Annotated in this window: 13 protein-coding genes; 11 read left to right on the top strand and 2 right to left on the bottom strand. The window is 59.2% G+C overall.

The genetic code is table 11. The features are described from left to right. Positions 1-166: 166 nt before the first annotated feature. The 9 genes from EHF33_RS04855 (at position 167) to EHF33_RS04815 (ending at position 8378) form a co-directional block, all read left to right on the top strand. Positions 167-1006 (top strand): ImmA/IrrE family metallo-endopeptidase, encoded by an 840-nt coding sequence (locus EHF33_RS04855; protein WP_338135032.1) that lies wholly within the window; start codon positions 167-169, stop codon positions 1004-1006. Further along, positions 1003-2283, top strand: a complete 1281-nt coding sequence (dgt, locus tag EHF33_RS04850; RefSeq protein WP_124868382.1) for a dGTP triphosphohydrolase — start codon at positions 1003-1005, stop codon at positions 2281-2283. The genes EHF33_RS04855 and dgt overlap by 4 nt, the downstream gene beginning before the upstream one ends. Before the next feature lie 101 nt (positions 2284-2384). After that, positions 2385-3011: a TapB family protein gene (locus EHF33_RS04845; RefSeq protein WP_124868380.1), complete on the top strand. Its 627-nt coding sequence runs from the start codon at positions 2385-2387 to the stop codon at positions 3009-3011. Between the two features lie 71 nt (positions 3012-3082). After that, positions 3083-3586: a thioredoxin-dependent peroxiredoxin PrxQ gene (gene prxQ, locus EHF33_RS04840; RefSeq protein ID WP_124868378.1), complete on the top strand. Its 504-nt coding sequence runs from the start codon at positions 3083-3085 to the stop codon at positions 3584-3586. Between the two features lies 1 nt (position 3587). Further along, positions 3588-4271: a ribose 5-phosphate isomerase A gene (gene rpiA / locus EHF33_RS04835; protein WP_124868376.1), complete on the top strand. Its 684-nt coding sequence runs from the start codon at positions 3588-3590 to the stop codon at positions 4269-4271. Between the two features lie 51 nt (positions 4272-4322). After that, positions 4323-4601 carry a hypothetical protein gene (locus EHF33_RS04830; protein WP_124868374.1) on the top strand — a complete coding sequence of 93 codons (279 nt, stop codon included), beginning with the start codon at positions 4323-4325 and terminating at the stop codon, positions 4599-4601. 99 nt (positions 4602-4700) lie between these two features. After that, positions 4701-7259: an ATP-dependent chaperone ClpB gene (gene clpB, locus EHF33_RS04825; RefSeq protein ID WP_124868372.1), complete on the top strand. Its 2559-nt coding sequence runs from the start codon at positions 4701-4703 to the stop codon at positions 7257-7259. Between the two features lie 62 nt (positions 7260-7321). Continuing rightward, positions 7322-7714, top strand: a complete 393-nt coding sequence (locus tag EHF33_RS04820) for a DUF4279 domain-containing protein (protein WP_124868370.1) — start codon at positions 7322-7324, stop codon at positions 7712-7714. Positions 7715-7946: 232 nt separating this feature from the next. After that, the gene (locus EHF33_RS04815) at positions 7947-8378 is read left to right on the top strand and encodes a hypothetical protein (RefSeq protein WP_124868368.1); all 432 of its coding nucleotides are present in this window, start codon (positions 7947-7949) and stop codon (positions 8376-8378) included. Positions 8379-8428: 50 nt separating this feature from the next. Here EHF33_RS04815 and EHF33_RS04810 read toward each other — a convergent pair whose 3' ends face one another. Further along, complete coding sequence (locus EHF33_RS04810) at positions 8429-10255, bottom strand: acyl-CoA dehydrogenase C-terminal domain-containing protein (RefSeq protein ID WP_124868366.1); 1827 nt, start codon at positions 10253-10255, stop codon at positions 8429-8431. Between the two features lie 207 nt (positions 10256-10462). Here EHF33_RS04810 and EHF33_RS04805 point away from each other — a divergent pair, with 207 nt between their 5' ends. Together EHF33_RS04805 and EHF33_RS04800 are read left to right on the top strand one after the other, a co-directional pair. Beyond that, positions 10463-10903, top strand: a complete 441-nt coding sequence (locus EHF33_RS04805) for a helix-turn-helix domain-containing protein (protein WP_124868364.1) — start codon at positions 10463-10465, stop codon at positions 10901-10903. Further along, positions 10904-11596 carry an ImmA/IrrE family metallo-endopeptidase gene (locus tag EHF33_RS04800; RefSeq protein ID WP_124868362.1) on the top strand — a complete coding sequence of 231 codons (693 nt, stop codon included), beginning with the start codon at positions 10904-10906 and terminating at the stop codon, positions 11594-11596. A gap of 28 nt (positions 11597-11624) precedes the next feature. On the opposite strand, the gene EHF33_RS04795 is transcribed toward EHF33_RS04800, so the two are convergent. Continuing rightward, positions 11625-11918 carry a hypothetical protein gene (locus EHF33_RS04795; RefSeq protein ID WP_124868360.1) on the bottom strand — a complete coding sequence of 98 codons (294 nt, stop codon included), beginning with the start codon at positions 11916-11918 and terminating at the stop codon, positions 11625-11627. Between the last annotated feature and the right edge of the window lie 62 nt (positions 11919-11980).

Raw genomic sequence — 11980 nt, 5'->3', positions numbered from 1 at the left:
GGAAGTGACGCGCAGTCGGCGGTGAGAGGTTAAAAAGCCTACCCGTCAAGACCCGCAACAACCCAAGAGCTTGGCCCACTTTGAACAGAGAAGTGGGCCGAGTTTGTTGCTGTTTTGTCTCTCCACTGACTTCTGACTGTTCTCCTTCCTGTATCCTGCGGTCACTGTGAGCGACACGGCCAGCCAGTCAAATGCGGATCAGCCCGCTTCTCCTCTTCCTGAAGGAGGCGACTTCAAGGCCCGGATGCGGCTGCTGGCCCGTCAGTACGCTGCCGATCTGCCCGCGCTGGATACCCACAGCCTCATGGACGGCGCACTCCTGCAAGCGGCGGGGGTGCGGCTGGAGTTCATGCCGATGGGTGAGCGCGACGGGGCTTACGACCCCGAAAACAAAGTCGTGCTCATCAACTCGCTCGCGCGCCCAGAGCGGCAACGCTTCACGCTGGCCCACGAGATCAGCCACGCGCTGCTGCTGAGTGACGATGACCTGCTCAGCGACCTGCACGACCAGTATGACGGTGAGCGGCTGGAAATGATGATCGAGACGCTGTGCAACGTGGGCGCGGCGGGCATTTTGATTTCGGACACGCTGATGAACGATGTCCTGACACGCTTTGGCCCCAGCGGGCGGGCGCTTCACGAGTTGGTCAGGCGGGCCGATGTCAGCGGCAGTGCGGCGCTCTACGCCTTACTGGAAGCGGCCAGCGGGCAAATCCTTTTGGTGGTGTGTGCCGTTACGGGGCGGGGCGAGGCCAAGCAGCTCACGGTCAGGGCCAGCGGCGCAACCGAAAGCGTCAAATACCCGCTCAGGCCCGGCACGCCGATTCCCGACGAGCATCCCATTCAAATTGCCCTGGAAACGGGCCTGGAGATCAGCGCCAAAAGCTACGTGCCGTTTCGTTCGGGGCGCAAGATGCCTGCTTGGGTGGACGTGTATCCAGACGGCAATGGGCGGCGGGTGTTCGCCAGTTTCAACCTTGATCCGGCGCGTTTCGGCGGCGAGTGATCCAGCGGCAAGCAGTACAGCGGTGGGTGGACGGCGACAGCTGGACGGCGCGGCGCGGCCCACAAACCCCCGCTGAGCACAGTCTGACCAGCCAAGATCCCGACGGCGAAGACCACGCCCGCGTCATCCACAGTTACGCTTTTCGCCGCCTGCAAGGCAAAACGCAGGTGCTGGGCATTTTTGGCGCGGAGAGCGGCGACTTTTACCGTACCCGCCTGACCCACAGCTTGGAGGTGGCCGAACTGGGCCGCGCCATGCTGGGTCAGTTGCAGCGCCGCGCCGCCGTGCAGAGTGCCGACTGGGCCGCCGTATTGCCCAGCCGCACTTTGCTGGCCAATATCTGCCTCGCCCACGACCTCGGCCACCCGCCCTTCGGCCACGCGGGGGAGCGCACTTTGGACGCGGCCATGCGCGGGCTGGGCGTCCCTGATCTGGGCGGTTTTGAAGCCAACGGGCAGACGCTGCGTCTGCTGAGTCACCTCGAAATCGGGCCGGAACAAGGCGACTACGGCCTTAACCTGACCCGCCGGGCGCTGCTGGGGGTGCTGAAATATCCAGTGGCTTATTCGGCAGCCGTCCACTCCGGCGCTCGCCCGCCCAAGTGCTACCTCGACACCGAACAAAAGGTGGTCGACTGGATTTTGACTCCGCTGAGCGAGTCGGGCCGTGCCGCTTTCACCGCGCTGGGTGGGCGCGAGCGCAGCTTCGATTGCCGCTTGATGGAACTGGCCGATGACGCAGCCTACGGCGTCTACGACTTGGAAGACGGCGTGAACCTTCACTTGCTGGAGCGCGGCGCTTGGGACGCGCTGGCCGCCCATATGCCTGAACTTAGCCAAGTGCCGCAGCTTCCCAGTTGGGCCAATCTGGTTTTCAGCGCTGACGAGGCCGAGCGCAAACGCGGCGTCGCGGCCCTCTCGCGGGCGCTCGTGACCGGCATAGACGTCAAATGGCAGGGCCGTTTTGACGAGCCGCTGCTGGATTTGTGGGCTGCCTTCACGCCCGCCGCCGCCGCCTTGCAACACTTCCTAACCCGCTTGGTGTGGGAACAAGTCATCGACACCCCGCAGGTGCGCGGGCCGGAAGCCGGAGCGTGTCAGCAGCTTCTGGCGCTATTTGAAGCGGCCCAAGCCGAGCCGCTGCGCTGGCTGGGAGCCGAGTCGCGCAGGCGCTTGGCCGGAGCTGAAGGCGCGGCGGAGCGGGCGAGGGTGGTTTGCGATTACGTGGCGGGCATGACCGATCTTTTCGCGCTGCGTCAAGCGGGGCGGCTGGGCTGAGGAGGCAGTGAGGGGGAAGTTTCCCCATATCTCACCCCCAATGAATCCGTCATCAGTTCCAGCTGAGCGCTTCCTCACCGCCAGCCCTTAAAATGCTCGCTATGCGCCGCTTCGCCTTTGTTCTGTTGCCCTTTCTGGCACTCCCCGCCTTAGCCGATTCCTGCGACGGCGGCATCAAGCCGATGCAGCCCAACTGGATCTGGACTTACCGCGACACCGACAAAGACGGCGTGGAATTTTATGAGATGCGCCGCGCCCTGACGGCCAGTGGCTACACCGACACCTACACCACTTCCGGCAAGCCGCCCGCGCCGCAGAGCTTCAAGTGTGACAACGGCGCACAGATCAACATCACCGCGCCCAGTATTGGCGGAGCTGAAATTACTAAACTGGTGGTCACGGGCGTCAGTTTTCCTGCGCCTGCCAACTGGAAAACCGGCTACGCCTGGCAGTACATCATGAACTTGCAAGGCCGCAAATCCGGTTTTAATGCCAAGGCCGCCATTACCTTTGATTACCGTATCGTGGGCCGCGAAAAAGTCAGCGTGGCCGCCGGAACCTTTGATGCGTGGAAAGTGGAGATGAACGGCAACGTGGACGCCCGCGTGGCCGTGCTGCCAATTCGCCAGAAGTTCTCCGAAACGCAGTGGATCGCTGAGGGCGTCGGTATTGTCAAGATCGTGCGGGCCAACAGCAGCTCAGAACTCGCCTCACTCAAAAAGCAGTGACCCAGAGGCCAAGCTGAGCAACGCTGAATGAAGAACCGGGGCAGGCCTGCTCCAAGTGTTAGCTTAAGCGCATGACACAACCAGACGCTGCTCCTGAAATGCCCAAACTCAAACCCGGCGACGCCTTTCCCGCTTTCAGCTTGCCCGACGCCCACAACCAACTGCACAGCCTCAGCGACTCGGCGGGCCAATATCTGGTGCTGTATGTCTACCCCAAAGACAACACCCCAGGCTGCACCAAAGAAGCCTGCGATTTCCGCGACAACATGGCCCTCAAGCAGCACGGCGCACAGGTGCTGGGCCTCAGCATGGACGACGCCGAGAGCCACGCCTCTTTCGCCGCCGAACACAGCTTGCCGTTTGCGCTGCTGTCCGATCCCAGCGCCGAGTTTCTCAAATCGATCGGCGCTTACGGCACCAAAAACATGTACGGCAAAGTTTCCCAGGGCGTCAAGCGCACCACCTTTTTGATCGGCCCAGACGGAAAACTCGTCAAGGCCTGGTATGCCGTTAGCGTGGACGGCCACTCGGACGCGGTCGTCAAGGCCATCGAAGCCGACCAAGCGCGGGCCTGAGATGTCACCCGATTTGGAAGTTCTCAAAAAAGAAGCCGCCATCCGCGCCGTTTCGCTGATCGAAAGCGGAATGCATCTGGGCCTCGGCACGGGCAGCACCGCCAAGTACGCCATCGAAGAACTGGGCCGCAAAGTGGCGGCGGGCGAGCTGTCGAATCTGACCTGTGTGGCGACCAGTCAGGCCAGTGACGTGCTGGCCCGCTCGCTGGGGCTGGACGTCGGGCCGCTGACGCCGCAAGCGTTTGACATTGCCATAGACGGAGCCGACGAAATCGCGCCCAACCTAGATTTGATCAAGGGCCTTGGCGGAGCGCTGGTGCGTGAAAAGCTGGTGGAAGTCCAAGCCAAGCGCCTGATTATCATTGCCGATCACACCAAACTGGTGCAGACTTTGGGCCAAAAAGCGCCGCTGCCGATTGAAGTCTTGCCGTTCGGCGTAGACAGCACGCTGGAGCGCCTCAAAGGATTGGGCGCGGTGGGCGAGTTGCGCCGTCAATCGGGTGAGCTGTACATCACTGACAATGGCAATCTGATTTTCGATGCCCGCTTTGCTGGTCAAGACTTGGCGGAGTTAGAACGCACCCTCAAAGGCACTTTGGGCGTGGTAGAAACCGGACTTTTCCTCAACATGGCTGAGCGTGCGTTCGTGGCTGCGCCGGAGGGCGTGCGTGAGGTGGTGCGTTAAGTAAGTCTCAATCTTATTCACTCCCGTTTGATAAACGCTTCACAATGGGTCATGGACGTTCAAACCCAGATTGACCAAACACCCTTTCCGGACGGTACGCAAGTCAGCAGTTACGAGGAAATGGAAGGCCGCGTGTTCCGGATTCGCCAGCGATCAGGTGAAGTGCGCCGAGGTTTGGAGATTTTGTTGACTGATGAAGCGGCCCAGAGGTACGGCGAAGAACCGATGGTCGCCACTGTGTTGCAGCAGCTTCAAAAGCATGCTGAAGCAGGTCTGCCTGTCTTGGAAGCGGGCAAAGAATACGAGCGCTTGGTGTTTGTGGGCGACTGACAGCGCAGAGGTGTGCGGCACTCAACTGTCTCTTAACACTCAGTAAACTTGACATGACCACACTCAAGTCCGAGAATAGAGGGACTTGAGGAGGTTTTCTTGAATCCCGAACACTTCACAGAATCATCCGTGCAGGCCATCGCCGAAGCGCAAAAGCAGGCTCAGGCGGCGGGCCACCAAACCCTGACGACTTGGCATGTGCTCTCCGCGCTGCTGGACAATGACGTGGCATCCCGGCTTCTGACCCAAGCGGGCGGCGACCTGAGTGCCGTGCGCCGAGACTTGGAGCGCGAACTCGGCAAGTTGCCCCGCGTGCAAGGCGGCGAGGGGCAGACGTACCTCGATCCTGCTCTGGCCCGCGCTTTTACCAAAGCCCACGACATTGCCAAAAGCATGGGCGACAGCTTCGTGGCTCCCGACGCGCTGTTCATAGCGCTCAGGGGCGAGATCAAAAATCAGGTTTTGCCCAGCGCCGCAGAGCTGACAGCGGCGGCGACGGCGGGCCGCAAAGGAAAAACTGTGACCAACAAAACCAGCGATCAGCAATTTGAAGCGCTCGAAAAATACGGCACCGATTTGACCCAGCGGGCCAGGGACGGCAAGTTCGACCCGGTGATTGGCCGCGATGAGGAAATTCGCCGCGCCATGCAGATTCTGCTGCGCCGCACCAAAAACAACCCTGTCTTAATTGGTGAACCGGGTGTCGGCAAAACCGCCATCGCTGAGGGTTTGGCCATGCGAATCGTCAAAGGTGACGTGCCGGAAGGGCTGAAAAACAAAAAGATCATCGGCCTCGACATGGGTAGTTTGCTGGCGGGCGCAAAGTTCAGAGGCGAATTTGAAGAGCGTTTGCGCGGCGTGATCGATGAAGTGGTGGCCTCGGCAGGCGAGATTATTTTGTTCGTGGATGAGCTGCACACCATCGTCGGCGCGGGCAAAACCGAGGGCAGCCCTGACGCGGGCAATATGCTCAAGCCAGCGCTGGCACGCGGTGAGCTGCACCTGATCGGCGCGACGACGCTGGACGAATACCGCGAAATTGAAAAAGACCCCGCCCTTGAGCGCCGTTTCCAGCCGGTGTTCGTCGATGAACCGAGCGTGGAAGACACCATTTCGATTTTGCGCGGCATCAAAGAGCGGTATCAAGTCCACCACAACGTAGAAATTACCGATCCTGCTCTGGTGGCGGCGGCGCAGCTGTCTCACCGTTATATCGCAGATCGCCAGTTGCCCGATAAAGCCATTGACCTCATAGACGAGTCGGCGGCCCGTTTAAGAATGGCACTTGAATCGAGCCCAGAGCGGATTGATCAATTAGACCGCCGCAAACTGCAACTTGAAATCGAGCGGGAAGCCCTCAAGCGCGAGAAAGATCAGGATTCACAAAACCGCCTCCTCGATATTGAAGCGCAGCTGGGAACCATCACCGACGAGTTGACTGAAGTGCGGGGCCGCTGGGAAGCCGAGCGCGGCGAAATTGCCCAGCTCCGCGAGAAGCGTGAATCGCTGGACGCCGTGCGAACGGACATCGAGCGGGCACGCCGCGACTATGACCTTCAAAAAGCCGCCGAGTTGGAATACGGCACGCTGCCGCAACTCGAAAAAGATGTGCAAGAGCTGGAACGCAAGCTCAAGGGCGCGGAATTTGCCCACATGGAAGTCACTGAAGACGACATTGCCGCTGTGGTCAGCCGCTGGACAGGCATTCCGGTCAACAAGCTGATGGAAGGCGAGCGCGAGAAACTGCTCAAGCTGGAAGAAGAACTTCACCAGCACGTCATCGGCCAAGACCGGGCCATCGTCAGTGTGTCGGATGCCATTCGCCGCTCGCGGGCAGGCCTCAGCGACCCCAACCGGCCCATTGGCAGCTTCATGTTTCTGGGGCCGACCGGCGTGGGCAAAACCGAGCTGGCCAAAGCGCTGGCCGAGTATTTATTCGACTCACCCGACTCGATGGTGCGGCTGGACATGTCCGAGTACATGGAGAAATTCAGCGTGCAGCGCCTGATCGGAGCGCCTCCCGGTTACGTGGGCTACGAGGAAGGCGGCCAGCTTACCGAAGCCGTGCGCCGCCGCCCGTATGCCGTGCTGCTCTTCGACGAAATTGAAAAGGCCCATCCTGACGTCTTTAACGTGCTGTTGCAAGTGCTCGACGATGGCCGCCTGACCGACGGGCAAGGCCGCACGGTGGACTTCCGTAACACCCTGATCATCATGACCAGCAACACTGGTTCGCCGCTGATTCTGGAAATGCAGGCACGTGGCGACGACGCCGAAGACATCCGCGACGCTGTGATGGGCGCACTCCAGCAAAATTTTCGCCCGGAGTTTCTCAACCGCGTGGACGACATTATCGTGTTCGACGCACTGACGCCCACCGATCTGCGCCGCATCGTGGAAATCCAGCTGGGTGGCCTGCGCCGCCGCCTCGCTGAGCGGCGCGTGAGTCTCAACCTGACCTCCGCCGCCCTCGACAAGCTGGCCCATGACGGCTACGATCCAGCTTTTGGCGCTCGGCCCCTCAAACGGGTGATTGCCCGCCAGATTGAAACGCCACTGGCCAAAGAGATTCTGGCTGGACAAGTGCCGGACAACAGCAGCCTGAATATCGATTATGACGGCGAGCGCTTTGGGTTTGGGGTGGGGGCTTTGAACTGAGCGAGTAAACTAAACCGCCGCTTCCAGAAACGGAAGCGGCGGTTTAGTTTACTCTGTTGAGAATGACCGTCTATTTTATGGTGAGAGGATATCAATTTGACCCAGATCATTTTCTGGAACGCAGTGGGTTGACCCATCCCACAATGCATATCTGGCGTAAAGGTCAGAAAAGTTTACCATCAGGACGGATATTTGAGTTCTCTGGCCTCAGTCTGGAGGCGAGTGAAGCTCACAACGAAAGCTTTAACGATCAGGTGATTAATACTGTGGCCTTTCTCAAAGAGCAGAGCAAGGCTTTGAGCCACTTGTTGACTTTGAATCAGGACATCTCCACCGTTTTTGAATTCTGTATCGAGGATAGAGATGTGCGACTTCAGACTGAAAATTTGCCACCCGAACTCCTGCGGCTCGCTGGAAATTTGAACATTGGAATTGACGTCACTCGGTCTTCCTGATCTGAAGCCAAGAAGGAAGGGGAGTTACAGATTCCAGTTTCATCTATTCTCCTTCATAAAAGCATCTCAAGCCAAAGCCATTCTGGAATCCGCATTTTTTCTATTCTCTTTGGTTGGGCTTCGCAGCTATTTCATGATCGTTCGACCGAAATTCATGATATCTAGCCTTACTGTTGAATCTTCAGAGGCAGGTTGCTAGAGTAAGAAAATGATGAGAATAATAAAATTGGGTTTGGCGAGTGCGCTCACGCTGAGTTTGGCGGCGTGTGGAAGCGGCATTGTCAAGCCCGATGACGGAACATTGGAGGCCACTGCCGTCACGCCTTCCGGCATTTACGCGTTCAACTGTCATCCGACAGGACAAGGCGGCGGGCCTGTGGAGATCAATGACGATATGAGCTTTTCTTGTTCCAGCGCCGATGCTAAAGCCAATTTGACCGTTTTACTGAAGAAAACGACCTCCACTGTTGAGGAAAAATCGGTAACGAAGCGCAGTATCAGCGTCGTGCTGCTCATCTACGGGCCGCCTGCCGTGAATTACGCTGCCTTGGATGAGAACGCTTCTTATGGCGGTGTTCTTAATCGGAGTTTAAGTGGTAGCTTCACAGCAACTCCGACCAAAGGAATTACTATCAAAGGAAAATTCAATTTCAGTGCTGATTGATCCAAAAAAGCGGCCCCCGCTCAAATGCAGGGGCCACTTTAAATTGAACCTTAAGCCGTGGCTAGGTCTTTTTCCACGCCGAACATGCCCATATCCACGTCCAACGACTCGCCGCCCGCTTTGATGGTGGCCGAGAGCATTTTGGTTTCAGGGAAGAGTTTGTCGAAGTAGAATTTGGCCGTTTGCAGCTTGGCCTTGTAGAAGCCGTCCTTGTCTTTGCCCGCTTTTATGGCGTCCAGCGCAACTTTGGCCATCTTGACCCACAAGAAGGCGTAGGTTACGTGGCCCATGTAGCGCAGGTAATCCACGGCGGCGGCGTTGGCTTCATCCGGGTTTTGCATGGCTTTTTGGCCGATCACCATCGTCAGGGTGGCGATTTGTCCGGCGGCTTTGCCGAGTTGGTCGGCGTAGCCTTGCAGTTCCTCGTCGTCCGCGACTTCATTGACCAGCGCTTCGACCTGCGAGGCCAGTCCCTGCAACTTCTTGCCGCCGTCCATCAGCACTTTGCGGCCCAGCAAATCCAGCGCCTGAATGCTGTTGGTGCCTTCGTAGATCATGCCGATGCGGGCGTCACGGACATACTGCTCCATGCCCCATTCGCGGATGTAGCCGTGTCCGCCGAAGACCTGCTGGCTTTGCACAGCGATGTTAAAGCCGTTGTCGGTCATAAAGGCTTTGGCAACGGGCGTCAGCAGCGCCACCAAGTCGGCGGCTTCTTTGCGCTTGGCCTCGTCGGGGTGGTGGTGCTCGGTATCTAAGCTCAGCGCCAGCCACAGCGCCATGGCGCGGCCCGCTTCCGAGTAAGCCCGTCCGGTCAGCAGCATCCGGCGCACGTCGGGGTAGCTGATGATCGGGTCGGCTTTTTCGCTGGGCGTGACGCGGGGTTCGTGGCGCATCTGGAGACGGTCTTTGGCGTAGGCCACCGCGTTTTGGTAAGCGATTTCGCCCAGACCCAGACCCTGCATCCCGGTGCCGAGGCGGGCGGCGTTCATCATGGTGAACATATTGTTCATACCCTTGTTGATTTCGCCCACCAGGTAACCCGTTGCGCCGTCAAAGTTCAGCACGGCGGTGGCGTTGCCGTGAATGCCCATCTTGTGTTCCAGCGAGCCGCACACCACGCCGTTGCGCTCCCCAATCGCGCCTTTTTCGTTGACCAAGAATTTGGGCACGAGGAACAACGAAATCCCCTTGGTGCCTTCGGGACTGCCTTCCAAACGCGCCAGCACCAGGTGAATGATGTTGTCGGTGAAATCGTGCTCGCCTGCCGAGATAAAGATTTTGGTGCCGCTGATGTCGTAGCTGCCGTCACCGTTATCCGTTGCTTTGGTGCGGATGATGCCCAGATCGGTTCCGGCGTGTGGCTCGGTCAGGCACATGGTACCTGTCCACTCGCCGCTGACGATTTTGGGCAGGTACAGGGCTTGCAGTTCGTCGCTGCCGTGTGCCACGAGGGCGCTATATGCTCCGTGCGACAAGCCCGGGTACATGCTCCAAGCTGTGTTGGCTGAGATATTCATTTCGGAAGTGGCGATATTGACCACGTGCGGCATGCCCTGACCGCCCCATTTGGGATCGGCGTCCAGGCCCGTCCAGCCTGCCTGACGGAACTTGGTGTAAGCGGCCTTGAAGCCAGTTGGCGTGGTCACGTTGCCCTGTGCGTCACGCACGCAGCCTTCCTGGTCGCCCACCGCATTGAGCGGCAACAGTTCATTTTCGGCAAAGCGGGCGGCTTCCTCCATGACCTGATCCATCAAGTCGGCGTCGGCAGTCTCGTTGCCCGCGTAATACGGCATGGCGCTGAGGGCTTCGTCGGCCTTCAACACTTCGTACATCACAAACTTCAAATCGCGGAGTGGCGCTTTATAGCTGGGCATAAGGGTATTCCTCCTGAGTGGGGTGAGGGCTAAAGTGTGCTTTCTTGTGGTTTTTACTTGTACTGAGTCTAAAACTTTTTGGTGCGTATTGCTAGCGGGTATTCGTTAAGGTCACGGGCGACTGTCAGTCCCCTTGCACTTTCTAATCTGCGGCCCCACTCTCTCGCTGCTTGTACCGCCCAGCATGGAGGCTTTACGATACGTGTTATGTCGACTGCCCCGCCTGCCGAAGCGGGGGCACTGCTGCGCCGCCGCCGCGAGCAAAAGGAGCTGAGTCAGGAGCAGGTGGCAGCGGCGGTGGGCCTTCGCAGCGCCAATTATCTGAGTTACTTGGAAACCGGCAAAGTCAACCTCAGCCGCAGCAAATACTTCATGCCGCTGGCCCAACTGCTCTCGCTCAGCGCCGAAGACGTGGGAGCCATCGCGCCTGCGCTGCGTCTCACCGGACTGGGTTCGCCCATCATGCCGAGGGCGCTGCAAGACGCCGTTGCCGAGTACGGTGACAAATTTGCCGAGTTGCTCGATGCCGATTGGCAAGACACCTTGGCCGGGGCACGCTTCCGGGGCGGCGGGCCGGAAACGCCGGAAGACTGGCTGGATTACTACCGCTTTATTCGCCGCTACACCAAGCCGAGGGCGGGCAGCTAAGTGGACGAGTACCTGTTTCAGCACTTCACCCAGTACGTCGAGCAAGTCCACGCGGGAGCCGAGTATCAGACTGACTTCCGCTTGCTGGCCGCCAATTTGGGCATCCGGGTGCGGCCCAGCCAGCACAACTCGCTGGTGTGGGGTGAGCCGCCACTGATTACCCTCAGTAGCAGCGAATACGGCGCACGGCAGGGCTTTAGCGCCATGCACGAAGTCGCCCACCTGCTGCTCAAGGAATGCGGCGCGGAGGCCGAGCTCCTGCACCATTTCGGCGGATTCGAGGAAGCTGCGCCGCACATCGAAGCGTGGTGCAACCACGCCGCCGGACTGCTGCTGTTGCCCGCGCCGCTGCTGCAAGCCGCCGAGCGCCAATATGGCTTGAGCGCCCAGACGGTTCTGAATTTGTATGAAGCTGGAGCGGGCCGGGTCAGTTTGGGAGCGGCCCTGCGGCGACTGGTCTACGCCGACTCGCAGCGCCGTCTGGCCGCTTTTGTCAGCACGGCGTCTCGGCGGGTCAGTGACCTTGCCAAACTCAATATCGCCCTGCCATTTTGGTTTGCCGACCCTCTGCCGTGCGGCATTCCCGCCGCCGCCGAGCAACAAAAAACCTTCGCGCTGGGCGGCAGCGAAGGCTCGGTGATGCGGGTGCCGAAAAGAAGCTTGAGTTTAGGCCTGTTGGTGGCGGAGCGCTGAAGTTGAGTGAAGTGTTGAATTTATCGGCTCAGCGCCGCGCGGTTGGCGTCACCATGCTCTGAGCGCGGCCCTGGAAGTAAGCGCTGGCTCCGGTGTTGCTGTCGCGGTCGCGGCGCGAGAAACGCCAAACCAACTTGCCCACTTGGGTGTTGACTTCTACCCTCGGATCAAGCTCGGTGAGGGCGCTGGTCAGCGTGTCAATGTCGGCCCGCCAGTCTTCTTTGCTGACGGTGGTGCTGTGGTGCCCGTAATCTTCCAAAATTTTAATGAAATACCCGCCATTGCGGTTTTCGGCTTTGTAGCGACCTTGGAGCGTGTTCATCCCTTGAGTTTACACTTAATCTCCGTCCTCAAACACAGGGCCGCTGTGCCGGGAGGCATTTC

The organism is Deinococcus psychrotolerans (assembly GCF_003860465.1).
In the GTDB taxonomy this organism is placed as follows: domain Bacteria; phylum Deinococcota; class Deinococci; order Deinococcales; family Deinococcaceae; genus Deinococcus; species Deinococcus psychrotolerans.
Note: the sequence above shows the minus strand (reverse complement) of the source record. Positions and strands in the feature narration are given on the sequence as shown.

Coding starts and splice junctions, on each gene's coding strand:
- rpiA (WP_124868376.1), top strand. CDS start 3,588: ATGTCACCCGATTTGGAAGTTCTCAAAAAAGAAGCCGCCATCCGCGCC.
- prxQ (WP_124868378.1), top strand. CDS start 3,083: ATGACACAACCAGACGCTGCTCCTGAAATGCCCAAACTCAAACCCGGC.
- EHF33_RS04810 (WP_124868366.1), bottom strand. CDS start 10,255: ATGCCCAGCTATAAAGCGCCACTCCGCGATTTGAAGTTTGTGATGTAC.
- EHF33_RS04805 (WP_124868364.1), top strand. CDS start 10,463: ATGTCGACTGCCCCGCCTGCCGAAGCGGGGGCACTGCTGCGCCGCCGC.
- EHF33_RS04845 (WP_124868380.1), top strand. CDS start 2,385: ATGCGCCGCTTCGCCTTTGTTCTGTTGCCCTTTCTGGCACTCCCCGCC.
- EHF33_RS04830 (WP_124868374.1), top strand. CDS start 4,323: ATGGACGTTCAAACCCAGATTGACCAAACACCCTTTCCGGACGGTACG.
- EHF33_RS04820 (WP_124868370.1), top strand. CDS start 7,322: ATGACCGTCTATTTTATGGTGAGAGGATATCAATTTGACCCAGATCAT.
- EHF33_RS04795 (WP_124868360.1), bottom strand. CDS start 11,918: ATGAACACGCTCCAAGGTCGCTACAAAGCCGAAAACCGCAATGGCGGG.